Annotated in this window: 20 protein-coding genes; 13 read left to right on the plus strand and 7 right to left on the minus strand. The window is 72.9% G+C overall.

The window, feature by feature from the left end; translation table 11 throughout:
* Nucleotides 1-30: 30 nt before the first annotated feature.
* Genes IO36_RS08500 through IO36_RS08510 form a run of 3 tightly spaced genes read right to left on the minus strand, consistent with a single transcriptional unit; the run spans nucleotide 31 to nucleotide 3,573 of the window.
* Nucleotides 31-1,026, minus strand: a complete 996-nt coding sequence (locus IO36_RS08500; RefSeq protein ID WP_037617760.1) for an ABC transporter permease — start codon at nucleotides 1,024-1,026, stop codon at nucleotides 31-33.
* A complete protein-coding gene (locus tag IO36_RS08505) occupies nucleotides 1,019-2,059 on the minus strand; it encodes an ABC transporter permease (RefSeq protein WP_037617762.1) in 1,041 nt (346 codons plus the stop codon). The genes IO36_RS08500 and IO36_RS08505 overlap by 8 nt, the downstream gene beginning before the upstream one ends.
* A complete protein-coding gene (locus IO36_RS08510) occupies nucleotides 2,056-3,573 on the minus strand; it encodes a sugar ABC transporter ATP-binding protein (protein WP_037617763.1) in 1,518 nt (505 codons plus the stop codon). The genes IO36_RS08505 and IO36_RS08510 overlap by 4 nt, the downstream gene beginning before the upstream one ends.
* A 361-nt stretch (nucleotides 3,574-3,934) precedes the next feature.
* On the opposite strand from IO36_RS08510, the gene rhaI reads away from it, so the two are divergent.
* The 7 genes from rhaI to IO36_RS08550 all read left to right on the plus strand — a co-directional run bounded on the left by rhaI (nucleotide 3,935) and on the right by IO36_RS08550 (nucleotide 13,250).
* Nucleotides 3,935-5,095 (plus strand): L-rhamnose isomerase, encoded by a 1,161-nt coding sequence (gene rhaI / locus IO36_RS08515; RefSeq protein ID WP_037617764.1) that lies wholly within the window; start codon nucleotides 3,935-3,937, stop codon nucleotides 5,093-5,095.
* A 351-nt stretch (nucleotides 5,096-5,446) separates the two neighbouring features.
* A complete protein-coding gene (locus IO36_RS08525; protein WP_037617767.1) occupies nucleotides 5,447-7,486 on the plus strand; it encodes a bifunctional rhamnulose-1-phosphate aldolase/short-chain dehydrogenase in 2,040 nt (679 codons plus the stop codon).
* Between the two features lie 5 nt (nucleotides 7,487-7,491).
* Entirely contained in the window at nucleotides 7,492-8,967 is a 1,476-nt protein-coding gene (locus IO36_RS08530; RefSeq protein WP_037617769.1) for a rhamnulokinase, read from the plus strand.
* 130 nt (nucleotides 8,968-9,097) lie between these two features.
* The gene (locus tag IO36_RS08535) at nucleotides 9,098-9,850 is read left to right on the plus strand and encodes a (Fe-S)-binding protein (RefSeq protein ID WP_037617771.1); all 753 of its coding nucleotides are present in this window, start codon (nucleotides 9,098-9,100) and stop codon (nucleotides 9,848-9,850) included.
* Nucleotides 9,847-11,325 (plus strand): lactate utilization protein B, encoded by a 1,479-nt coding sequence (locus IO36_RS08540; protein WP_037617772.1) that lies wholly within the window; start codon nucleotides 9,847-9,849, stop codon nucleotides 11,323-11,325. The genes IO36_RS08535 and IO36_RS08540 overlap by 4 nt, the downstream gene beginning before the upstream one ends.
* Nucleotides 11,322-12,005: a LutC/YkgG family protein gene (locus IO36_RS08545; protein WP_037617774.1), complete on the plus strand. Its 684-nt coding sequence runs from the start codon at nucleotides 11,322-11,324 to the stop codon at nucleotides 12,003-12,005. The genes IO36_RS08540 and IO36_RS08545 overlap by 4 nt, the downstream gene beginning before the upstream one ends.
* A 435-nt stretch (nucleotides 12,006-12,440) precedes the next feature.
* Complete coding sequence (locus IO36_RS08550) at nucleotides 12,441-13,250, plus strand: COG4705 family protein (protein ID WP_037617776.1); 810 nt, start codon at nucleotides 12,441-12,443, stop codon at nucleotides 13,248-13,250.
* A 195-nt stretch (nucleotides 13,251-13,445) separates the two neighbouring features.
* Here IO36_RS08550 and IO36_RS08555 read toward each other — a convergent pair whose 3' ends face one another.
* Nucleotides 13,446-14,411: a pirin family protein gene (locus IO36_RS08555; RefSeq protein WP_037617778.1), complete on the minus strand. Its 966-nt coding sequence runs from the start codon at nucleotides 14,409-14,411 to the stop codon at nucleotides 13,446-13,448.
* 228 nt (nucleotides 14,412-14,639) lie between these two features.
* Between IO36_RS08555 and IO36_RS08560 the strand changes: the two genes are divergently transcribed.
* From IO36_RS08560 to IO36_RS08580, 5 genes are all read left to right on the plus strand, one after another.
* Nucleotides 14,640-15,176 carry a MarR family winged helix-turn-helix transcriptional regulator gene (locus IO36_RS08560; RefSeq protein ID WP_051900165.1) on the plus strand — a complete coding sequence of 179 codons (537 nt, stop codon included), beginning with the start codon at nucleotides 14,640-14,642 and terminating at the stop codon, nucleotides 15,174-15,176.
* On the plus strand, nucleotides 15,173-15,661 hold the full coding sequence (locus tag IO36_RS08565) for a MarR family winged helix-turn-helix transcriptional regulator (protein ID WP_037617780.1): 489 nt from the start codon (nucleotides 15,173-15,175) through the stop codon (nucleotides 15,659-15,661). The genes IO36_RS08560 and IO36_RS08565 overlap by 4 nt, the downstream gene beginning before the upstream one ends.
* Nucleotides 15,662-15,830: 169 nt before the next feature.
* Nucleotides 15,831-16,178 (plus strand): tetratricopeptide repeat protein, encoded by a 348-nt coding sequence (locus IO36_RS08570; protein WP_037617782.1) that lies wholly within the window; start codon nucleotides 15,831-15,833, stop codon nucleotides 16,176-16,178.
* Between the two features lie 214 nt (nucleotides 16,179-16,392).
* Entirely contained in the window at nucleotides 16,393-17,052 is a 660-nt protein-coding gene (locus IO36_RS08575) for a peptide deformylase (protein WP_037617784.1), read from the plus strand.
* A 426-nt stretch (nucleotides 17,053-17,478) separates the two neighbouring features.
* Nucleotides 17,479-19,065 (plus strand): ABC-F family ATP-binding cassette domain-containing protein, encoded by a 1,587-nt coding sequence (locus tag IO36_RS08580; RefSeq protein ID WP_037617786.1) that lies wholly within the window; start codon nucleotides 17,479-17,481, stop codon nucleotides 19,063-19,065.
* Nucleotides 19,066-19,177: 112 nt separating this feature from the next.
* Here IO36_RS08580 and IO36_RS08585 read toward each other — a convergent pair whose 3' ends face one another.
* Nucleotides 19,178-20,611 (minus strand): dihydrolipoyl dehydrogenase family protein, encoded by a 1,434-nt coding sequence (locus tag IO36_RS08585; RefSeq protein ID WP_037617788.1) that lies wholly within the window; start codon nucleotides 20,609-20,611, stop codon nucleotides 19,178-19,180.
* Between the two features lie 119 nt (nucleotides 20,612-20,730).
* On the opposite strand from IO36_RS08585, the gene trxA reads away from it, so the two are divergent.
* Nucleotides 20,731-21,117 (plus strand): thioredoxin, encoded by a 387-nt coding sequence (gene trxA, locus IO36_RS08590; protein WP_037617790.1) that lies wholly within the window; start codon nucleotides 20,731-20,733, stop codon nucleotides 21,115-21,117.
* A 196-nt stretch (nucleotides 21,118-21,313) separates the two neighbouring features.
* Here the strand turns inward: trxA and IO36_RS08595 are convergent, their stop codons facing one another.
* Together IO36_RS08595 and IO36_RS08600 are read right to left on the minus strand one after the other, a co-directional pair.
* Nucleotides 21,314-22,750 (minus strand): aldehyde dehydrogenase family protein, encoded by a 1,437-nt coding sequence (locus IO36_RS08595; RefSeq protein ID WP_037617792.1) that lies wholly within the window; start codon nucleotides 22,748-22,750, stop codon nucleotides 21,314-21,316.
* 17 nt (nucleotides 22,751-22,767) lie between these two features.
* A complete protein-coding gene (locus tag IO36_RS08600) occupies nucleotides 22,768-23,982 on the minus strand; it encodes a 4-hydroxybenzoate 3-monooxygenase (protein ID WP_037617794.1) in 1,215 nt (404 codons plus the stop codon).
* Nucleotides 23,983-24,053 lie beyond the last annotated feature (71 nt).

Below are 24,053 nucleotides of genomic sequence, written 5' to 3' on the forward strand. Positions count from 1 at the left end.
GGTTCCTTTACGAGGGTGAGCGGAACGGAATTACGAGACCGGAGCCGAGGCGGCGGCTCTGCGGCCCGCCCTCGCCACGGAGATCTGGCGCCCGACCCGGGGGCCGAGCACGGAGACGACGAGCAGGACGCCGGTGACGACGATCTGCGACTGCGCGGAGACGTTCAGGAGGCTCATCACGTTCTGCAGCGAGCCGAGCAGGAAGACTCCCGCGATCGCGCCGCCGAGCGTGCCCTTGCCGCCGTCGAAGTCGATGCCGCCGAGCAGGACGGCGGCCACGACGGACAGTTCGAGCCCGGTGGCGTTGTCGTAGCGGGCGCTGGCGTAGTGCAGGGCCCAGAACACGCCGGTCAGCGAGGCCATGAGGCCGGTCGCGACGAACAGGAGCAGCTTCTGCCGCTTGACCCGGATGCCGGCGAACCGGGCGGCCTCCTCACTGGCGCCGATGGCGAACGCGGAGCGCCCGAAGGGGGTGGCGTGCAGCACGACCACGGCGACGGCGAGCAGCACCAGGAAGACCGGGAGGGCCTGGGGCACGAAGGTGTCCCCGATGCGTCCGGACGCGAAGTCCTGGTACGGGGCCGGGAAGTCGGTGACCGCGTCGGAGCCGAGCACGATCTGCGCGATGCCCCGGTAGGCGGCGAGCGTGCCGATGGTGACGGCGAGGGAGGGCAGTCCGAGGCGGGTCACCAGCAGACCGTTGACCAGCCCGCACACCACGCCGAGGACCAGGCACAGCGGGATGATCGTCTCGATGGCCATGCCCTGGTTCCACAGGGCGCCCATGACGGATCCCGAGAGGCCGGCCGTGGAGGCGACGGAGAGGTCGATCTCGCCGGCCACCACGAGCAGGGTCATGGGCAGGGCGATCAGTGCGATCGGCAGGGTGTTGCCGATCAGGAACGACAGGTTGAGCGCGTTGCCGAACCCGTCGACGAAGGAGAAGGAGAGGAGCAGCAGGACGATCAGGAGGGCGCCGACGGCCGTGTCCCAGCGGACGGCGCGCGAGAGGGCGGAGTCAGCCATGGCGGGCGTTCCTCTTCTTCAGGGCGGAGGCCACGCGCAGCGCGACGACCCGGTCGACCGCGATGGCGAGGATGAGCAGGACGCCGTTGATGGCGAGGACCCAGACGGAGCTGACGCCGAGGGCGGGCAGGACGCTGTTGACGGAGGTGAGCAGCAGGGCTCCGAGCGCGGCTCCGTAGACGCTGCCGGAGCCGCCGGTGAAGACGACGCCGCCGACCACGACGGCGCTGACGACGGTGAGTTCGTAGCCGTTGCCGGTGGCGGAGTCGACGTTGCCGAACCGGGCCAGGTACATCGCGCCGGCGAGTCCGGCGAGTCCGCCGCAGACGGTGTACGCGGTGAGGATGCGCCACCGTACGGGGATTCCGGCCAGGCGCGCGGCCTCCGGGTTGGAGCCGAGGGCGTAGAGCTCGCGGCCGCTGCCGAAGTGCTTGAGGTAGTACGCGGCGACCACGAGGACGGCCAGGGCGATCAGGGCGAGATAGGGGATCGCCGAGAAGCCGCCGGAGCCGAAGTCGACGAATCCGCCGGGGAGATCGGCGGCCGTGATCTGGCGGGAGCCGACCCAGATGGAGTCGATGCCGCGGATGATGTAGAGCGTGCCGAGGGTCACGACGAGGGCGGGGACCTGGCCGAGGCTGACGAGCGCCCCGTTGACGAGTCCGCAGCCGATGCCGAGCAGCACCGCGAGGAGCACGGCGACGACGGGGTGGCCGCCGCCCTGGAGGTAGGTGCCCGCCGCGAAGGCGCTGACGCCGAGGGTCGAGCCGACCGACAGGTCGACGTTGCGGGTGATGACGACGAGGGACTGTCCGGTGGCGACCAGCACGAGGATGGTCGCGTTCAGCAGCAGGTCCTTGATGCCCTGCTCGGACAGGAACTCGCTGTTGCCGAGCTGGGTGACGGCGATCATCACCAGGAAGACGGCCAGGATGGCGAGTTCGCGCATCTTGAAGACGCGGTCCACCAGCCGGGTGCCGCTCGACCTGGGCACTTCGGTGGCGGGGGCGGGCGTGGGCGCGGTGACCGTCATGCGGCGGCCCTCCCGGTGGCGGCGGCCATCACGGATTCCTCGGTGGCTTCGGAGCGTGCGATCTCGGCGGTGAGGCGGCCCTCGTGCATGACGAGCACGCGGTCGGCCATGCCGAGGATCTCGGGCAGGTCGGAGGAGATCATCAGGACGGCCACCCCGTCGGCGGCCAGCTCGCTGAGCAGCCGGTGCACCTCGGCCTTGGTGCCGACGTCGATGCCACGGGTGGGCTCGTCCACGATCAGCACCTTGGGGCCGGTGGCCAGCCACTTGGCGAGGACCACCTTCTGCTGGTTGCCGCCGGAGAGCGTGGAGACGGTGTCGGCGATCCGGGCGTACTTCACCTGGAGCTTGACCGCCCAGTCGAGGGAGCGGCTGCGTTCGGCGCCCCGGTCCATCAGGCCGGCCCTGACGGTGGTGCGCAGTCCGGTCAGTCCGATGTTGCGCTCGATGGACATGTCCATCACCAGGCCCTGGGCGCGCCGGTCCTCGGGCACGAGCGCGAGACCGGCGGCCATCGCGGTGGAGGGGGCGCCGTTCGTCAGCGCCCTGCCGTCGACCTCCACCTCTCCGGCGTCCCAGCGGTCCACGCCGAACACCGCCCGCGCGACCTCCGTGCGGCCCGCGCCGACGAGACCGGCGAGTCCGACGATCTCACCGCGCCGGACGTCGAAGGAGACGTCGGTGAAGACGCCCTCGCGGGTCAGCCGGCGCACGCTGAGCGCCGCGTCGCCCGCCTCGACGTGCTGTTTGGGGTAGAGCTCGTCGAGGTCGCGGCCGACCATCCGGCGGACCAGGTCGTCCTCCGTCATGCCCTCCAGCGGCTCGCTGGAGACGAGGGCCCCGTCGCGCAGGGTCGTGACCCGCCCGCAGATCTGGAAGATCTCCTCCAGCCGGTGCGAGATGAACAGCACCGCGGAGCCCTGCTCGCGCAGGGTGCGGACCACGCCGAACAGCCGGGCGACCTCGCTGCCGGTGAGGGCGGCGGTCGGCTCGTCCATGATCAGGACGCGGGCGTCGAAGGACAGCGCCTTGGCGATCTCCACGATCTGCTGGTCGGCGATGGACAGTCCGCGCGCCGGACGTTCGGGGTCGAGCTCGACCCCGAGGCGCTTCATGAGGGCCGCGGTCGCCGCGTGGGTGGCCTTGTGGTCGATGCGGCCGAGGGCCCGCCTGGGCTGACGGCCCATGAAGATGTTCTCGGCGATGGACAGGTCCGGGAACAGCGTCGGCTCCTGGTAGATCACCGCGATGCCCGCGTCACGGGCGTCGGCGGGTCCGTGGAAGACGGTGGGCGCGCCGTCCAGCAAAACCTGTCCGGCGTCCGGTCGGTGCACGCCGGCGAGGGTCTTGATGAGGGTCGACTTGCCCGCGCCGTTCTCTCCGGCGAGCGCGTGCACCTCGCCGGGGAACAGTTCCAGGGACACGTCCCGCAGGGCGCGTACGGCGCCGAAGGACTTCGAGATGTCCTTCAGCGCCAGCACCGGGGCCGGTCCCTTGTCGGACGGGTGGGTCATGAGGGGCTCCTCGACGACGCCGGCGGGACGGCCCCACGACGTCGTGAAAGGTTTCAATTGGGTTGCCGGGACGTTAGGCATGCCACCCAGGTGACGTCAATGGGTTCGTCTTCAAATTCTTCGGCGGCCCGGCACCGAACAGGTTCACAGCGAACGATCCAGGCGAGAGGGGTTGACAGTCCTTCGGGGCGCTCATAGCTTCGGCTCCTGAATCGTTTCAGCCGCTGAGGGCGACCGACCCGGTGAACAGCACGGGTCGAGGTCCCTCGGGCGTCCTTCGGGGAGCACCCGGGACACCCTCCGCGAACGGTTCGGCAAGCCGTCGGACATGCAGTCCCCTCGAAGTCGTAGGAGTCCCGAAGTGACCGAGTTCGCCGCGGTGAAGGCCGCGCTCAAGACCCAGGCCGTCGAGACGCCGTCGTGGGCGTACGGGAACTCGGGAACCCGGTTCAAGGTCTTCGCCCAACCGGGCGTCCCCCGGACCCCGCGGGAGAAGCTGGACGACGCGGCCCAGGTGCACGCGTTCACCGGCGCGGCCCCGACCGTCGCCCTGCACATCCCCTGGGACAGGACCGACGACTACGCGGCGCTCGCCAAGCACGCCGAGGAGCGCGGTCTGCGGCTCGGCGCGATCAACTCCAACACCTTCCAGGACGACGACTACCGGCTCGGCTCCGTCTGCCACCCGGACGCGGCGGTGCGCCGCAAGGCCGTCGGTCATCTGCTGGAATGCGTCGACATCATGGACGCGACGGGGTCGCGGGACCTGAAGCTGTGGTTCGCCGACGGGACGAACTACCCCGGCCAGGACGACCTGCGCGCACGCCAGGACCGGCTCGCGGAGGCGCTGGCGCAGGTCTACGAGCGCCTCGGCGACGACCAGCGGATGCTGCTGGAGTACAAGTTCTTCGAGCCCGCCTTCTACGCGACCGACGTCCCCGACTGGGGCACCGCGTACGCGCACTGCCTGCGGCTCGGCCCCAAGGCGCAGGTCGTGGTCGACACCGGCCACCACGCGCCCGGCACCAACATCGAGTTCATCGTGGCCACGCTGCTGCGCGAGGGCAAGCTCGGCGCGTTCGACTTCAACTCCCGCTTCTACGCCGACGACGACCTGATGGTGGGCGCGGCCGACCCCTTCCAGCTGTTCCGGATCATGTACGAGGTGATCCGGGGCGGCGGGTTCACCCCGGACGTCGCCTTCATGCTCGACCAGTGCCACAACATCGAGGCGAAGATCCCGGCGATCATCCGGTCCGTGATGAACGTCCAGGAGGCCACGGCCAAGGCCCTCCTCGTCGACCGCGACGCACTCGCCGAGGCGCAGCGGGACGGGGACGTGCTGGCGGCCAACGCGGTGCTGATGGACGCCTACAACACGGACGTGCGTCCGCTGCTCGCGGAGGTTCGCACCGAGCTGGGGCTCGACCCCGATCCGGTGGCCGCGTACCACCGGTCCGGGTGGGCGGAGCGGATCGCCGCCGAGCGGGTCGGGGGCACCCAGGCGGGGTGGGGGGCCTAGCCCCCTTGCGCAGGGGGCCGCTTTCCAAGTGCGGGACCGAGGCGGCCTCACCGCCTCGCGTCTGCCCCCGCTCCGAGGACCGCTTTCCAAGCGCGGGACCGGGGCGGCCACCTCACCGCCTCGCGTCTGCCCCATTCCGGGGGCCGCGGGCCGCGCGTGTCGTCGTGGCCGGTCGCGCAGTTCCCCGCGCCCTTGGGGCGCTTCTCCTCGCCCCTCCTCCACACGAGCCTGTGAGGCGTCTGCCCCATGGCGGTGGGCCGCCGACCGCGCGTCTCGTCGTGGCCGCTCGCGCAGTTCCCCGCGCCCCTGACGGGGCACTCCTCTTCCCCTCTCCTCCGAAGGATCTGGAACATGGCATCCCATCCTGAAGCCGTCGCTCTGCTGGGTCGGGCTCGGCGGCTCGGCGCTGATCCGCGCAACACCAACTACGCGGGCGGCAACGCCTCCGCGAAGGGCACCGGCAGCGACCCCGTGACCGGGGGTGACGTCGAGTTGATGTGGGTGAAGGGGTCCGGCGGAGACCTCGGCACCCTCACCGAGGGCGGGCTCGCGGTGCTGCGCCTGGACCGGCTGCGCGCGATGACCGAGGTGTACCCGGGCGTCGAGCGCGAGGACGAGATGGTCGCCGCGTTCGACTACTGCCTGCACGGCAAGGGCGGTGCCGCGCCCTCCATCGACACGGCGATGCACGGGCTCGTCGACGCCCCGCACGTCGACCATCTGCACCCGGACTCGGGGATCGCGCTCGCCTGCGCGGCCGATGGGGAGAAGCTGACCGCCGAGTGCTTCGGCGACCGGGTGGTGTGGGTCCCGTGGCGCCGGCCCGGATTCCAGCTCGGGCTGGACATCGCGGCGGTCAAGGAGGCCAACCCCGGGGCGATCGGCTGCGTCCTCGGCGGCCACGGCATCACCGCCTGGGGCGCCACCGCCGAGGAGTGCGAGCGCAACTCGCTGTACGTCATCCGCACCGCCGAGGCGTTCCTCGAGGAGAAGGGCAGGCCCGAGCCGTTCGGTCCCGTCCTGGAGGGCTACGGCGCCCTGCCCGAGGCCGACCGCCGCGAACGGGCCGCCGCGCTCGCCCCGTACATCCGGGCCATCGCCTCCCAGGACCGTCCGCAGGTCGGTCACTTCACCGACTCCGAGGAGGTCCTCGACTTCCTCGCGCGGGCCGAGCACGGACGGCTCGCGGCCCTCGGCACCTCCTGCCCCGACCACTTCCTGCGCACCAAGGTCCGGCCGCTGGTGCTCGACCTCCCGCCGGCCGCCTCCCTCGACGAGACGGTCGCCCGGCTCACGGAGCTGCACGCCGAGTACCGGGTCGAGTACGCGGCCTATTACGAGCGGCACGCGCTGCCCGACTCCCCCGCGATGCGCGGCGCCGACCCGGCGATCGTGCTGGTCCCCGGGGTCGGCATGTTCTCCTTCGGCAAGGACAAGCAGACGGCGCGGGTGGCGGGCGAGTTCTACGTCAACGCGATCAACGTGATGCGCGGCGCCGAGGCCGTCTCGACGTACGCGCCGATCGAGGAGTCGGAGAAGTTCCGCATCGAGTACTGGGCCCTGGAGGAGGCCAAGCTCCGGCGCATGCTGAAGCCCAGGCCCCTCGCCACCCGCATCGCCCTGGTCACGGGCGCGGGCAGCGGGATCGGCCGCGCGATCGCGGAACGCCTGGTGGCCGAGGGCGCCTGTGTGGTCGTGGCGGACCTGAACGGCGAGAACGCCGCCGCCGTCGCCGAGGAGCTCGGCGGCAGCGACAAGGCCGTCGCCGTCACGGTCGACGTCACCTCCGAGGAGCAGATCGCCGCGGCCTTCCGGGCGGCGGTGCTCGCCTTCGGCGGCGTCGACCTGGTGGTCAACAACGCGGGCATCTCCATCTCCAAGCCGCTCCTGGAGACCACCGCGAAGGACTGGGACCTCCAGCACGACATCATGGCGCGCGGCTCCTTCCTGGTCTCGCGCGAGGCGGCCCGGGTCATGACCGCGCAGAAGCTGGGCGGCGACGTCGTCTACATCGCGTCCAAGAACGCGGTCTTCGCCGGTCCGAACAACATCGCCTACTCCGCGACCAAGGCCGATCAGGCCCACCAGGTAAGGCTCCTGGCAGCCGAGTTGGGCGAGCACGGCATCCGGGTCAACGGGGTCAACCCGGACGGGGTCGTCCGCGGTTCGGGCATCTTCGCGGGCGGCTGGGGAGCGCAGCGGGCGGCGACGTACGGCATCGAGGAGGAGAAGCTCGGCGAGTTCTACGCCCAGCGGACCATCCTCAAGCGCGAGGTGCTGCCGGAGCACGTCGCCGCCGCAGTGTTCGCCCTGACCGGCGGGGACCTGACCCACACCACCGGGCTGCACATCCCCGTCGACGCCGGCGTCGCCGCCGCGTTCCTGCGATGAAGCCGATGGGTTCACCGCACGTCTCCCCCGCCCGCGGCACCCCGGCGCGCTCCTACGCCGCCGTCGATCTCGGCGCGTCCAGCGGGCGCGTCATGGTCGGCCGCGTCGGACCGGACACGCTCTCGCTGTCCGAGGCCCATCGCTTCCGGAACCGGCCGGTCCGCGTTCCCGAGGGCCTGCGCTGGGACATCCTCGGGCTGTACGCGGGCGTCCTGGACGGACTGCGGGCGGCGGGGCCGGTCGACTCCGTCGGCATCGACAGCTGGGCGGTCGACTACGGGCTGCTGGACGCGGACGGGGCGCTGCTCGGCAACCCGGTGCACTACCGCGACGCCCGCACCGAGGGGGTCGCGGAGAAGGTGTGGGCGACCGTGCCCGCCGCCGAGCTGTACGCGGCCACGGGGCTGCAGTACGCGCCCTTCAACACCCTCTACCAGTTGGCGGCGGCCCGCTCCTCCGGCCAACTCGACGCCGCCAGGCATCTGTTGCTCGTCCCCGACCTGCTGGCGTACTGGCTCACGGGCGAGCTGGGCACCGAGCTCACCAACGCCTCCACCACCCAGCTGATCGACCCGAGGACCCGCGACTGGTCCCACGGTCTCGCGGAGCGGCTCGGTATCGACCTCGGGCTGTTCCCGCCGCTGCGCCGTCCCGGCGACCCGGCCGGGACCCTCTTGCCGCACGTGCTGGAGGAGACCGGGACGACCGGCCCGGTTCCGGTGACGACGGTCGGTTCGCACGACACGGCCTCGGCGGTGGCCGCCGTCCCCGCGACCGGGGAGCGGTTCGCCTACATCTGCACCGGCACCTGGTCCCTGGCGGGTCTGGAACTGGACGCTCCGGTGCTCACCGAGGCGAGCCGGGCCGCCAACTTCACCAACGAGCTCGGCCTGGACGGCACCGTCCGCTATCTGCGCAACATCATGGGCCTGTGGCTGCTCCAGGAGTGCGTGCGGGAGTGGGGCGACCCCGATCTGGGTGAACTCCTCGCGGCCGCGGGCGAGATGGCGCCGCTGCGGTCCGTCGTGGACGCGGGCGACGCGGCGTTCCTCGCGCCGGGCCGGATGCCGTCGCGGATCGCCGACGCCTGCCGGGCGACGGGGCAGCCGGTCCCGGTGTCCCGCGCCGAGATCACCCGCTGCATCCTCGACTCCCTCGCGCTCGCGCACCGCCGCGCGATCGAGCAGGCCCAGTCGCTGGCCGGCCATCCGGTCGACGTCGTGCACATCGTCGGCGGCGGCACGCGCAACGAGCTGCTGTGCCGGCTCACCGCCGACGCCTGCGGGCTGCCGGTGGTGGCGGGCCCGGCGGAGGCCGCCGCCCTGGGCAACGTCCTCGTCCAGGCACGGGCCGGCGGACTCGTCGGCGACCGGGCCGGGATGCGCGAACTCGTCGCGCGCACCCAGCCGCTGCGCCGTTACGAGCCACGGGGCGGCACCGCGGCCTGGCGCGCGGCCGAGGCGAGGCTCGGCACACCGTGAGCCTCCCGTCACGGCACGGTCCGCCGCGCCCGGTGGGACCCGCCGCCCGGACGGCGGGCGCGTGTCCGCCTGCCCGCATGCGCCCGCCGCGTACCCTTCACCCGTCCACGACCGACCCCGAGGAGCCGCGATGCGTGTCGCCCTGTTCCTGACCTGTGTGAACGACACGCTGTATCCGGACACCGGCCGGGCCGTGGTGGACCTGCTGACCCGGCTGGGCGTCGAGGTCGACTTCCCGATGGGACAGACCTGCTGCGGCCAGGCGCACTACAACACCGGCTACCGTCACGAGGCCGAACCGCTCGCCCGGCGCTTCGCCGAGGTGTTCGGGGAGTACGAGGCGATCGTGACGCCGTCCGGGTCGTGCGGGGCGATGGTGCGGGAGCTGTACCCGCGGATGGGCGAACGGGCCCGCGCGGAAGGGCGGGGCGACGCCCTGGCCAGGACGCTGGCGCCGGTCGTGCCGAGGACGTACGAGCTGACCGAGTTCCTCGTCGACGTCCTCGGCGTGACGGACGTCGGCGCGTACTACCCGCACACCGTCACCTACCACCCCACCTGTCACGGGCTGCGCGGACTGGGGCTCGGCGACCGTCCGCGGCGGCTGCTTCAGGCGGTCAAGGGGCTCGAACTGCGGGAGCTGCCCGGCGCCGAGGAGTGCTGCGGTTTCGGCGGCACCTTCGCCCTCAAGAACGCCGACGTCTCCGCGGCGATGGGCGCCGACAAGGTACGCAACGCCGAGTCGACGGGCGCCGAGGTGCTGTGCGCCGGTGACAACTCGTGTCTGATGCACATCGGCGGCACGATGGGCCGCCTCAGAACGGGGATGCGGCCCGTGCACATCGCGGAGATCCTCGCCAGCACGGAGGAGCCGGGAGCATGAGCGGAACGTTCGTCGGTATGCCGGCCTTCCCGAAGGCGGCGCACGAGGCAGTCAACAACACGACCCTGCGCGGCAATCTGCGCCACGCCACCCACACCATCCGCACCAAACGCGCCAAGGCCGTCGCCGAGGTGTCCGACTGGGCGGAGCTGCGCGACGCCGGCAAGCGCATCAAGGACCACACGCTCCGCCATCTCGACCGCTATCTGGTGCAGTTGGAGGAGTCGGTGACCGCGGCCGGCGGTGTCGTGCACTGGGCCGCCGACGCCGAGGAGGCCAACCGCATCGTCACGGAGCTGGTCAGGGCCACCGGCGAGAGCGAGGTCGTCAAGGTCAAGTCGATGGCCACGCAGGAGATCGGACTCAACGAGGCGCTGGAGGCCGCGGGCATCCGCGCGTACGAGACCGATCTCGCCGAGCTCATCGTGCAGTTGGGCGAGGACCGGCCCTCCCACATCCTCGTCCCGGCGATCCACCGCAACCGCGGCGAGATCCGTGACATCTTCGTCCGCGAGATGGGCGCCTGGGGCCGGGCGGCCCCCGAAGGCCTCACCGACACGCCGGCCGAGCTGGCGGAGGCGGCCCGCCTTCATCTGCGGGAGAAGTTCCTGCGCGCCAAGGTCGGCATCTCCGGCGCCAACTTCATGGTCGCCGAGACCGGCACCCTCGTGGTCGTCGAGTCCGAGGGCAACGGGCGCATGTGCCTGACCCTCCCCGAGACGCTGATCTCGGTCGTCGGCATCGAGAAGGTCGTGCCGGCCTGGCGGGACCTGGAGGTGTTCCTGCAGACCCTGCCGCGCTCCTCGACGGCCGAGCGCATGAACCCGTACACCTCGATGTGGACCGGGACCACGGACGGGGACGGCCCTCGCGCCCTCCATCTGGTCCTGCTGGACAACGGGCGCACCGACACGCTCGCCGACGAGGTCGGACGCCAGGCGCTGCGCTGCATCCGCTGCTCGGCGTGTCTGAACGTCTGCCCGGTGTACGAGCGGGCGGGGGGCCACGCGTACGGCTCGGTGTACCCGGGTCCGATCGGCGCGATCCTCAGCCCCCAGCTGCGGGGCACGGCGAGCGAGATCGACGCCTCGCTGCCGTACGCCTCCTCGCTGTGCGGCGCCTGCTACGAGGTCTGCCCGGTCGCGATCGACATCCCCGAGGTCCTGGTCCATCTGCGGGAGCGGATCGCGCAGGGCGGGCCGGTGACCCGGGAGGGCAACACGGTCGTGCTCAGGCCGGCCAGGGGACACGCCGCCGAACGGGCGGCCATGCGCGCGGCGCGCTGGGCGCTGGGCCGTCCCGGCGCCCTGCGGGCCGGACAGCGGCTGGCCTCCCGGACCCGCCGCTTCCACCCGCGCACCCTGCCGGGCCCCGGCAGGGCGTGGAGCGGGAGCCGTGAACTGCCCGCGGTCCCCGCGGAGTCGTTCCGTGACTGGTGGCAGCGGACCCGGGGCGGAAAGGACGTGACGAAGTGAGCAGCAGGGACCTGATCCTCGGCCGGGTGCGCCGGGCCCTCGCGGACGGATCCGGGGAGGACGGCGCTCCCCCGGAGCCCGGGCCGGAGGACGGGGACTCCTCGTACGAGCAAGCCGTCGGCCGGAGCTATCTGCGCGAGCACGGGGCGCGGAGCCCTGCGGAAACGGTGGACCTCCTCGCGGAGAACCTGGCGGACTACCGGGCGATCGTGCACCGCGCGACGGAGGAGGAACTGCCGGACCTCGTCGCGCGGTTGCTCGACCGGCGCGGATCACGGCAGGTGCTCGTGCCGCCGGGGCTCCCGTCCGTGTGGCTGTCTGCGGCCGATCCCGCCCCGGTCGACGACCTGGCCGGGAGCACGCCCGGCGAACTCGACGCGGTGGGGAGTGTGGTGACCGGCTGCGCCGTCGCGATCGCCGAGACGGGCACGATCGTCCTCGACGGGGGCCCGGACCAGGGCCGCCGCCGGATCACCCTGGTCCCGGACCACCACATCTGCGTCGTGCGCGTCCCCGGCCAGGTGGTGGCGTCCGTCCCCCAGGCGCTCGGACGGCTGGACCCGACACGCCCCTTGACCTGGATCTCCGGCCCGTCCGCGACCAGCGACATCGAACTGGACCGGGTGGAGGGGGTGCACGGTCCGCGCACCCTGGAGGTGGTGCTGGTGAGCGCGGACTGACGGGGACGGCGGGGGACGGTCGGTGCGACGACTGACGGGACGCAACGGTCCGGTGGCCGACCGACGGGGGCGGCAGGTCCGCTCGGTGCCACGACCGACGGGGGGCCACCCGGCCGGCGAGCAGACCGACGGGACGGCGTGGCCCTGTCGGCGGGCGGACCGCCGCGGACGGAGTGGCCCGGTCGACGCGCGGACCCACGAGGACGGAGCGGCACGGTGGGCGCGCGGACTCGCGTGACGGCACGGTCCGGCCGACGGGCCCGCCACGACCCCCCTTCGTATCACCGTGATCAGGGCCCCGACCAGGGATGACGCCGGGCCGTTCAGGTTGCGTTCAGGCTCGTCGCGGCTCCTGGCAAATCCTGCCCCGCAAGCGTCCAAGCCATGGCAAAGCCCTCTGGGGCTCGGGGGCCCGGGCGTGTCAAGGTGCCGCGCATGAGCACCGAGCACCTCGCCCGCACGTCCCCGTCCGTCCCGCCCGCAGCCGTCCTGGCGAGCAAGGTCCCGGAAGTCACCCTGTACTTCTGGGTGATCAAGGTGTTGACCACCGGGATGGGCGAAACGGCCTCCGACCTCCTGGCCCGTGTGCTCGGGCCCGTCCCCGCCGTGGGCCTCGGCGGACTGGCGCTGGCGGCCTCGCTGGCGCTCCAGTTCGCCGTGCGCCGGTACGTCGCCTGGATCTACTGGACGGCGATCGTCATGGTCAGCGTGTTCGGCACGATGGCCGCGGACGTGCTCCACGTCGGCCTCGGCGTGCCGTACGTGATCTCCACACCGCTCTTCCTGGTGGCGCTGGGCGCCGTGTTCGCCGTCTGGCACGCGAGCGAGCGGACCCTGTCCATCCACAGCATCCGCACCCGCCGCCGCGAGGTCTTCTACTGGGCGACCGTGCTCGCCACGTTCGCGCTCGGCACGGCGGCCGGGGACCTCTCGGCCACCGTCGGCCTGGGCTACCTGGGTTCGGCCGTCGTGTACGCCGTCGCCATCGCGGTCCCGGCGATCGCCCACCGCTGGGGTTCCCTGAACGCCGTCACCGCGTTCTGGACGGCGTACGTCATCACGCGCCCGCTCGGGGCCTCGGTCGCCGACTGGATGGCGCTCGGGCACGCCCGCGGCGGCCTCGGGCTCGGCCTCGGCCCGGTCACCGCGTCCTGGACCGTGGCCATCGTCGGCTTCGTGGCCTATCTGGCGCTGTCCCGGCGGGACGTGCAGGGCGGCGCGGCGGGGACGGCTCCCGTCCTCTGACCGACCCGACGCACCGGATTCGCCGTCGTACGTTCCCGTCCGTCCTTGTCCGTCCTTGTCCGCCTCGGCCCGCCCTCGGGCCGAGGCGGTGGCCTTTTCGGCGAGCGCTCGGCCCGAGGCGGTGGGCGTCCCGGCCCGGTCTCGGACCGAGCAGGTGGGCGTCCTGGCCCGTTCCGCCGGTCGGGGCGGGTCCGGTCAGCGCACCCTGCCCCGCGGCTTCAGCGGCAGCGGGGGCAGTTCCGGAGCGGCGAGCGGCGCGCCGTCGTACCCCTTCACCTCACCGAAGCGGGCGCCCTTGGCCCAGTCCTCGCGGGCCTGTTCGATGTCCTGCTGGGTGCGGCCGATGAAGTTCCACCACATGATCAGCTCCTCCTCGAACGGCTCACCGCCCAGCAGCATGAGGCCGGCGTCGCTCCCGGCGCGCACGGGGAGTTCGGTGCGGCCGCAGCCGAGGTAGAGCATGGAGCCGGGGAGCATCCGTACGCCGTCGACCTCGGCCTCGCCGGACATGGAGAGGACGGCGTACTCGAAGTCGGGCTCCAGCGGCAGGCGGACGTCCGCGCCGCCCGCGAGGGCCAGGTCGGCGCCGACGATCGGCGTGTACGTCGTGCCGGGCGAGGTCGTGCCGTCGAGCGTGCCCAGCAGGAGCGTGGCCCGCAGGCCGGGGGCGGTGACGACGGGCAGTTCGCCGTGGTGCTCGAAGTGCGGGTCGGTGTGCCGGTGGCTGTCCGGCAGCGCGACCCACAACTGCGCTCCGTGCAGCAGCCGGGAGTGCGCGCGGGGGCTCTCCTCGGAGTGGCTGATCGCGCGGCCCGAGGTCATGAGTCCGAGTTCACGGGGGCGGATCGTCTGGAGGCTGCCCGTGGAGTCGCGGTGCAGCACCTCCCCCTCGTGCAGCCAGCTGACGGTCTGCAGGCCCATGTGCGGGTGCGGCGGGACCTGCATGCCGGGCTCGTCGGCGATGTCGTCGGGCCCGTAGTGATCGACGAAGCACCACGCGCCGACCATGCGGCGGCCCAGGTTGGGCAGCAGCCGGCGGACCTCGGTCGACTCACCGAGCCTGACCCGGCGGGGGCTGAGGAGTTCGCGCACCGGCTCGGCCACCACGAACCCGCGGCCGCCGCACGGGGCGGGAACCGACTCCCGATCAAGATTGCTCATGGCGCACAACCTAGTCCCGCCGGACACCTCTCGTCAGTCCATCGAACCGCCCGATCCGCCCATTGAGGGGCACTTGACTCAGAACCGGCCTTGCGGGTGGACCGGACGCGCGTCTTGACGTCGAGTGCGTGCGCGAAGTCCGGGACCGATCGGGCGCGCGTCGCGAGGGGCCGGCGTGCGATGCGAAAATAGTAGCCATGGACATAGTAGCCATGTACTGTTTCTCGTATGAGTTCAGCGAAGCCCGTTTCCGAGAACGCGACACCCGGGTTCCTCGTCTGGCGCCTGTCGACGAAGTGGCGCGTCGCGGTGGACCGGGCCGTGGGCCCGCTGGGTCTGACGCACGCGCAGTACTCGCTGGTGGCGTCGCTCCACGGCATGCACCGGGCCGGAGAGCACCCCAGCCAGCGCCGCCTCGCCGACCACACCGGACTCGAACCGCTCTACGTCTCGAAGCTGGCCCGCTCCCTGGAGACGGCCGGACTGCTCGACCGCACCCGCGATCCGGCCGACCCCCGCGCGGTGCGGCTGACCCTCACCGAGGACGGGCGCGCGGTCACCCGCCGTGCCATCTCCGTGGTCCAGGGGCTGTTGGAACAGCTTCTCGCACCCCTGGGCGGGCTCGACGGGGAGCGCACACGGGCGTTCAGCCGCGAACTGGCCGTCCTGCTCGACGTACCGCTCGATCCGCACACGGGAGCGGGGCCGCGTTCCGGCGCGGCCGCGCCGCCTCCCGACGAGCACTCACCCGAGGAGCACTCATGAGCACCCCCGTCACCCGTGCCACTCCTTCCACCTCTTCCGCCCCTGCCACTCCCGTCGCCCCGTTCAACGGGCAGGTCGTCGGCCTCGCGCACTACGCGAGCCGCGCCGCACTGGAGCGGGTGCTGGCCCGCAGCGGCACCACCTTCGAGCAGTCGGTGGCCCTGCGGGCCGCCGCGTCCGGCGACGGCGGCGCGGTCGGGCGGAGCCGGGTCGTCGGCGGGCTCGTCGACGGCTTGAAGATCGACGAGGCCGCCGCCCTGCGGACCGTCGACGAACTCGCCGCCCGGGGCCTGCTGGAGGAGCCGGCGCCCGGCCAAGTGACCCTGACCAGCGCCGGCCGGGAACTGTTCGTCTCGATCCGCACGGCGGGCGCCGAGATCGCGTCCCGGGTCTACGCAGGGATCCCGGCCGAGGACCTGGCCGTCGTGGGGCGCGTCCTGGCCCTGGTGAAGGAGCGGGCCGACGCGGAACTCGCCGGGGCGTGACCGCTTCGGGGTGCCCGGCGGCGATCCGTGCACTCCGGAGGCCCTGCGCCGCTGAATCCCGGGGGCCGTCATGACGGAGGCCCGCTCCAGGGCGCCCGACTCTCACCCCGGCGACTTGTGGAATATTCAACCAACGGCCTGGGTTGTGGCCCGTCGAAGGAGGTCAGTGGTGGACATGACGTATTACGACCACGGGACGGCCGCGGAGCGCTGGGAGCGGGCGCGGATGTTCTTCGAGGCCAAGGACTACGCGGCGGCGGCGCGCGTCCTGGGCGGACTGGTCGAGGAGGTGCCGGAGCAGACCGGACCCCGGCTGCTGCTGGCCCGCTCCTACTACCACTCGGCCCAACTGAGCCGCGCCGAGAACGAGTTGCGCGCCCTGGTGGAACTCGACCCGGTCGAGCACTACGCCCGGCTGATGCTGGGCCGCACCCTCCAGCGCCTCGGCCGTTCCGAGGAGGCCGCGTCCCACCTGCGGATCGCGTCCGCGCTCGGGGGCGAGTCCGCGGAGGCGTGACCGGGCAGCGGCCCCGGTGACCCCGGGGCCGCGCCCGCTGCCCCGGGCGGGATCGGGGGCCGTACCCGGCGGGATCGGGGCTCCGCCCCGCGGATCGGGGTGGCCCGAGGCGCTCCCGGAAAGTCCGGGGGCTTCCCTCGCGCCGCCTCGATAAGTCCGGGGGCTTCCCTCGCGCCGCCTCGATCGGCTCCGTTCCGGTTGGCATCCTGGCGGGATGGCAACCGAACCCGGCCGCAGCGCCCCGCGTGTCCCCCTGAGCGACCTGGTCGAAGAACTCCTCGAGCACGAGGGGCCGTTGCCGATCGTCCCGGCCGGTGACCCCGTACTGCGCCGGGGCACGGAACCCTTCGACGGGCAGCTGGACCCGCGTCTGCTGACCCGGTTCGTCGCGGCCCTGCGCGCCACGATGCACGCGGCCCCGGGGGTGGGTCTCGCCGCCCCCCAAGTCGGCGTGCCGCTGCGGATCGCCGTCATCGAGGACCCGGCGCCGGTCTCGGACGAGGTGCGTCTCGTCCGCGGACGGGTGCCGCAGCCGTTCCGCGTCCTGGTCAACCCCTCGTACGACGCGACCGGTCCGGGGCGCGCGGCGTTCTACGAGGGCTGCCTCAGCGTTCCCGGCTGGCAGGCCGTGGTGGCCCGGCACGCCGAGGTGCGGCTGACGGCGTTCGACGAGCACGGGAACGCCGTGGACGAGGTGTTCGACGGCTGGCCCGCGCGCATCGTCCAGCACGAGACGGACCACCTGGACGGACTGCTCTACCTCGACCGCGCCGAGCTGCGCTCGCTCTCCTCGAACCAGGCCGCGGCGGAACTGTGGTCCCAGCCGACGCCGGACCGGGCGGCGGAGCTGCTGGGCTTCACCCTGCCCAGCTGAAACGGCCCTCGGCCAGGAGGCCCGGCCCCGGCAGACACGCCCCGCCCTCCGACACCGGCGAGTCCCGGCAAACCCGCCCCGTCCCCTGGCACCGGCAAGTCCCGGCACCGCGCACCCTGTCCGCCGCCACCGGCAGGTCACGGCACCGCGCCCCTCGCCGCCCGGTGGGTCACTGCACTGCACCCTGCCCGCCGACATCGGCAAGTCCCGGCACCGCACCCTGTCCGCCGGCACTGGCAAGTCCCGGCACCGCGCCCCTCGCCGCCCGGCGCGGCCGCCGCTGCCTCCCCGGGCGATAAATCGCAGGCGCCCCAGCCCCCGCTCCGCTAGCCTGCGGGCATGTCTACGCCCCGCGTCTCTTAGCTCAGGACCCGCTTCCACGCCACCCGTGTGTCCTGAGCCGATTGACTTCTGGAGCGTTTCCCCATGATCACCGTTCGCGGTGTCGACGTGCGCGTCGGCGCCCGTCTGCTGCTGTCCGACATCTCCTTCACCGTCTCCCCCGGCGACCGCGTCGGTCTGGTCGGCCGCAACGGCGCCGGCAAGACCACCCTGCTGAGCACCCTCGCGGGACTGCGGCGGCCCGAGGCCGGTTCCGTCTCCCGTTCCGGAGCCGTCGGCCATCTCCCGCAGGACCCGGCCGCGGCCGACCCCGCGGTCACCGTCACCGCCCGCATCCTGTCCGCCCGGGGCCTCGACCGTGCTGTCGAGGCCCTGCGGGCGGCCGAGGCCGCGATGGCCGACGGATCCGACCGCGCGATGAACGCCTACGTACGGGCCGAGGCCGAGTTCCAGGCGCGCGGCGGGTACGCGGCGGAGGCCGAGGCGGCCCGGGTCGCCGCGGGGCTCGGTCTGCCGGCCCGGGTGATGGACCAGCAGATCGGCACCCTGTCCGGCGGGCAGCGGCGGCGCGTCGAACTGGCCCGCATCCTGTTCTCCGACGAGGGCACTCTGCTCCTCGACGAGCCGACGAACCATCTGGACGCCGACTCGGTCGTCTGGCTGCGCGGGTTCCTGGCGAGCCGTCAGGCGGGGCTCGTCCTCATCAGCCACGACACCTCCCTGCTGGCCGCCGTGGTCAACCGCGTGTTCCATCTGGACCCGCACCGCGCCACGCTCGACGTCCACAACACGGGCTGGGCGGCCTATCTCGCCCAGCGCGAGGCCGCCGAGCGACGGCGGGCCCGGGAGCGGGCGAACGCCGAGCGCAAGGCGGCGGCCCTGCACGCGCAGGCCGACAAGATGCGCTCGAACGTGGCGACCGCCGTGGCCGCCCGGAACATGGACCGGCGCGCCGACCGGCTGCTCTCCGGCCTGGAACCGGTCCGCCGGACGGAGAAGGTGGCGCGGATCCGGCTGCCCGAGCCGGCCCCCTGCGGACGGATGCCGCTCGGCGCCGTCTCGCTGACCAAGGCGTACGGCGACCTGCGCGTCCTCGGGGGCGTCGACCTCGCCGTGGACCGGGGCAGCCGGCTGGTGATCCTCGGCCCGAACGGCTCGGGCAAGACCACGCTGCTGCGGCTGCTCGCCGGGCACGAGGAGCCGGACGGCGGACGCGTGGTGCGCGGGCACGGGCTGCGCCTCGGCTACTTCGCACAGGAGCACGACACCCTGGACCCGGCCGGTACGGTCCGCGACCACCTCGCCGCGTCGGCGCCGCATCTCGGCGACGGCGAGGTACGGCGGGTGCTCGGCTCGTTCCTGTTCACGGGCGACGACGCCGGCAAGCGGGTCGGGGTCCTCTCCGGGGGCGAGAAGACCCGGCTCGCCCTGGCGGGGCTCGTCCACTCGGGCGCGAACGTGCTCCTCCTGGACGAGCCCACCAACAACCTCGACCCCGCCTCCCGCGCGGAGGTCCTGGCCGCGGTGGCCACCTACCCCGGCGCGCTCGTGATGGTCACCCACGACGAAGGGGCCGTGGACGCCCTGCGCCCGGACCGGGTGCTGCTGCTCCCGGACGCGGACGAGGACCTGTGGAGCGAGGAGTACCGGGAACTGGTGACCCTGGCCTGACCCGGGCCGGGTCTCCACGGGTACGGACCTCCCTTGGGCCTTCCGAGGCACGGGCGAGGTCCGTACGTGCGTCCCCGGCGGCGGGCCGGGGACGCACCTGCGGAAACCGCGGTCACGCGTCCCGGTACGCCTCCAGCAGCCTCAGCCAGACCTCGCTGACCGTGGGGTAGGACGGGACGGCGTGCCAGAGGCGGTCGACCGGCACCTGGCCGACGACGGCGATGGTCGCCGAGTGGATGAGTTCGCCGACGCCGGGGCCGACCAGGGTGAGGCCGAGGACGATCTCGCGGTCGAGGTCGACGACCATGCGGGCCTTGCCGCGGTAGCCGTCCGCGTACAGACCCGCGCCGGCCACCGAGGACATGTCGACGTCCACGGCCCGGACCCGGTGTCCGGCCTGCTCCGCCTCGGCGAGGGAGAGACCTACGGCCGCCGCCTCCGGGTCGGTGAAGACGCACTGCGGGACGGACGCGTGGTCGGCGGTGGCCGCGTGCGCGCCCCAGGGGTCCGTCTCCAGGATCGGCACCCCAGCGGCACGCGCGGCGATGGCGGCGCCCGCGATCCGGGCCTGGTACTTGCCCTGATGGGTGAGCAGCGCGCGGTGGTTGACGTCGCCGACCGCGTACAGCCAGTCGCTGCCGACGGCCCGGAGGCTGTCGTCGACCTCGATCCAGCCGCCGGGTTCCAGGCCGACCGTCTCCAGGCCGACGTCGTCGGTGTGCGGCACACGGCCGGTCGCGAACAGGATCTCGTCGGCCTCGATGCGGTCGCCGGTGTCGGTGAGGGCGACCACGGTGGTGCCCTCGCGCGAGACGGCGGTCACCGAGGTGCCGGTGCGCACGTCCGCGCCCGCCTCGGCCAGCGCCTCGGCGACCAGTTCCCCGGCGAAGGGCTCCATGCGGGGCAGCAGGCCCTTGCCGCGCACGAGCAGGGTGACCTGCGAGCCGAGCGCCTGCCAGGCCGTGGCCATCTCGGCGGCGACGACACCGCCGCCGACCACGATCAGCCGTCCGGGCACGGCGTGCGCGCTGGTGGCCTCGCGGCTGGTCCACGGCTTGACCTGGGCGATGCCTGGCAGGTCGGGGAGCTGGGCGCGGGTGCCGGTGCACACGGCGACCGCGTGCCGGGCGGTCAGCACCTTGCGTTCTCCGTCGGGTCCGTCGACCGTCACGGTGCGGGGTCCGGCGAGCCGGCCGTGACCGCGGTGGAAGTCGGCGCCGATGCCGTCGAGCCAGGCGAGCTGGCCGTCGTCCTTCCAGTTCGAGGTGAAGTAGTCGCGGTGGGCGAGCACCGCGGACGCGTCGAGGGGGCCTTGTACCGCGGCGGCCAGACCGGGTACGCGGCGGGCGTCGGCGCGGGCGATCACCGGGCGGAGGAGGGCCTTGCTGGGCATGCACGCCCAGTACGAGCACTCGCCGCCGACCAGTTCGCTCTCCACGACCGCGGTGGACAGGCCGGCGGCGCGTGCGCGGTCGGCGACGTTCTCCCCCACGGGTCCGGCACCGAGCACCACGACGTCGTAGGCGATGGATTCCGTTTCCGTCATGGGGCCAGTCTGGTTGCTGGTGTGCGCGGGGGCCACACGGGTACGGGCCCGGAATAGGCACCCGGTGGGTGGCGTTGTGCTGACCGGCATGACCCGTACGTGAGGAAGAGGGAAGTGGAATGAGCAGCACCGTTGAGCTCACCAAGGAGAACTTCGACCAGACGGTCACGGACAACGAGTTCGTCCTGATCGACTTCTGGGCGGAGTGGTGCGGGCCGTGCCGTCAGTTCGCCCCGGTCTACGAGAAGGCCGCAGCGGCCAACCCGGACCTGGTGTTCGCGAAGGTCGACACGGAGGCGCAGCCCGAACTGGCGGCGGCCTTCGAGATCCAGTCGATCCCCACGCTGATGATCGTCCGCGACCAGGTCGCGATCTTCGCCCAGCCCGGCGCGCTGCCCGCGGCCGCCCTGGACGACGTGATCGGGCAGGCCCGGAAGCTGGACATGGACGAGGTCCGCAAGTCGGTGGCGGCCGAGCAGGCGAAGCAGGCCAAGGACGCCGAATAGGCCGCGCCGGTCGAACAGGCCGGTTCAGCCGGGCAGGTCGCGCCGGTCGAACAGAGTGGGCCGGCCGAACAAACCGGGGGTGGCGGCGGGCCGCGGACGCCGGACAGGTCCGGGACGCAGGTGCCGGGCCGCCCGCCTCATGGCGAGGCGACGGCACCTGTCCCGCCAGCCCCGGACCCAGCCCCGGCCCGATGCTCTAGAAGGGGTACCCCGCCACGTCCCCGCGCACCGTCGTCCACCGCAGGTCGGTGAAGGCGTCCAGGTTCGCCTCGCCGCCGAAGCGGGCCCCGGTGCCGGAGGCGGCGGTACCGCCGAAGGGGGCGACGGCCTCGTCGTTGACGGTCTGGTCGTTGATGTGCGCGATCCCCGTCGGGATGCGTTCCGCCAGGGCGAGACCGCGGGCGGTGTCCCGCGTGACGATGCCCAGGGAGAGGCCGTAGGGTCCGGCGGCCGCCAGGGCCGCCGCCTCCTCGAGGGTGGCGAAGGAGCGGACCGGCGCGACCGGGCCGAAGACCTCCTCCACGTACGCCGGTGTGGAGTCGTCCACGCCGGCCAGCACGGTCGGCCGGTAGAAGAGCCGTTCGTGCGTACCGCCCGCCGCGAGCTTCGCGCCCCCTGCGGCGCTGGACTCCACCAGCCCCCGGATCTTGGCGAGTTGGGCGTCGTCGATGATCGGTCCGAGGTGCACCTGTTCTCGATGCGGGTCGCCGACGGCGAGTGACTCCGCCTTGGCGGCGAGTCGCTCGACGTACTCCTCGTACAGGGAGGCGTGGACCAGATGGCGGCCGGTCGTCATGCAGATCTGGCCCTGGTGGAAGAACGAGCCCCAGGCGGCCGTGGAGATCACCGCGTCGAGATCGGCGTCCTCCAGGACGACCAGCGCCGAGTTGCCGCCCAACTCCAGGTGCGCCCGCTTGAGATGACGTCCCGCCGCCTCACCGACCGCGCGGCCCGCGGCGGTCGAGCCGGTGAAGGAGACGACGGGGATCAGCGGATCGGCCACGAGGGCCTGGCCGGTCCCGGGACCCCCGGGCACGACCTGGAGCAGCCCGTCCGGCAGGCCCGCCGCGGCGAAGACGGCTCCGAGCGCGAGGCCGCCGCACACGGCCGTGCGTGGATCGGGCTTCAGGACGACGCCGTTGCCGAGGGCGAGCGCGGGGGCGACGGAGCGGATCGAGAGGATCAGCGGCGCGTTGAAGGGGGCGATCACCCCGACGACGCCGACCGGGACACGACGGGTGTACGACAGCCGGGGCGCCTCCGAGGGCAGGACCTGGCCCGTGGGGCGGGAGGCCAGGGCGGCCGCCTCGTAGCACTCCTGGGCGGCGACGTGGAGTTCGAAGTCCGCCTTGCCGGGGATGGAGCCGGACTCCCGCACGATCCAGGCCCGCAGTTCGTCGGCGTGCGCGGCGAAGAGGTCGCCCGCCCGGCGCAGTACGGCGGCACGGGCGAAGTGCGGGGCCGCCGCCCACGCTGCCTGTGCCGAGCGGGCGGCCCGCGCGGCGTCCGCGACGTCCTCGGCGGTGGCGAGGGCGAGGGTGCCGAGGCCCTCGCCGGTGGCGGGCTCGGTGACGGTGTACTCGCCGCCCCGCAGCGGGCGGGACTGCCAGGTCGTGGGGTCGAGCAGGGGCATGGCGGCTCTCCGATCGTTCACTGATCACCAGGGGGACTCGGCGGGCCCGCCACGTCGTCGGGCAGGGGAAGTCCCGTGTAGTTCGCGGCCAGTTCGGCGGCGGCGGAGCGGGACGCGGTGATCCGGCGCAGTCGCGCGAGCTGCATCCGGAGGTCGAACGCGTCCCCATCTGGTTGAGCGTGCAACATTCTAGTCATGTCGTACGAGAAACGCGTGGCCTGCCACACTCGCTCCAGTGCCAACTCCGAGTAGCGGTCCAGGAGTTCGGTGGATCCACGGCGGTGCAGGGCGGCGAAGCCGCGGGCCAGGAGCTGCACGTCGGACACCGCGAGGTTGAGCCCCTTGGCCCCCGTCGGCGGCACGATGTGGGCGGCGTCCCCGGCCAGGAAAAGCCGACCGTGGCGCATCGGCTCGTGCACCCAACTGCGCATCGGGGTGACCGACTTGTCGGTGACGGGTCCGCGTTCCAGCCGCCAGTCCCCCTCGACCGCGAACCGCGAGGCCAGTTCGTCCCAGACACGTTCGTCGGGCCAGTCGCCGGCCTCGGTCCCGTTGGGGACCTGGAGGTAGAGCCGGGACACCGAGGGGGAGCGCATGCTGTGCAGGGCGAAGCCCCCGGCTCCGCGGGCGTAGACCAACTCCTCGCAGGAAGGCGGCACATCGGCGAGGATGCCGAGCCAGGAGTACGGGTACTCGTGCGCGTACGTGCGGCCGGTCCCGGCCGGGAACGCGGCTCGCGCCACGCCGTGGCCGCCGTCGCAGCCCACCACCCAGTCACAGGCCAGCACCTGTTCGCGCCCGCCCCGCACGAACCGCACGGCGTGCGACGCGCTCCCCGGACTCTCCACCGCGATCGCCTCGGCCTCGAACAACAGGGGCGGTCCGTGGTCGAGTTGGAGGGCGACCAGATCCTTAACGATCTCCGTCTGGGCGTAGATCGTGACGGTCCGGCCGCCGGTGAGCCCGGGGAAGTCGATGTGGTGGCGTTCCCGTTCGAAGCGCAGCTCGATCCCCTGGTGGACCAGGCCCTCGGTGTCCAGCCGCGCGCCCGCCCCGCACGCGCGCAGGACGTCGACCGTGCCCTGCTCCAGCATGCCGGCGCGCTGGCGCCGCTCGACGTACGCGCGGGTCCTGCTCTCCAGGACGACGCAGTCGATCCCGGTCCGGTGCAGCAGCCGGGCCAGCAGGAGCCCGGCCGGGCCCGCGCCGATGATGCCGACCGTGGTCCGCATGACACGCCTCCGCTGTCCGATGCCGCCGGGGACGGGCTCCGGCAGCCGGTACCCCGTCGCGCACGCGGTCC

It is taken from the genome of Streptomyces aureus, from assembly GCF_000725495.1.
Taxonomy (GTDB): Bacteria; Actinomycetota; Actinomycetes; order Streptomycetales; family Streptomycetaceae; genus Streptomyces; species Streptomyces aureus_B.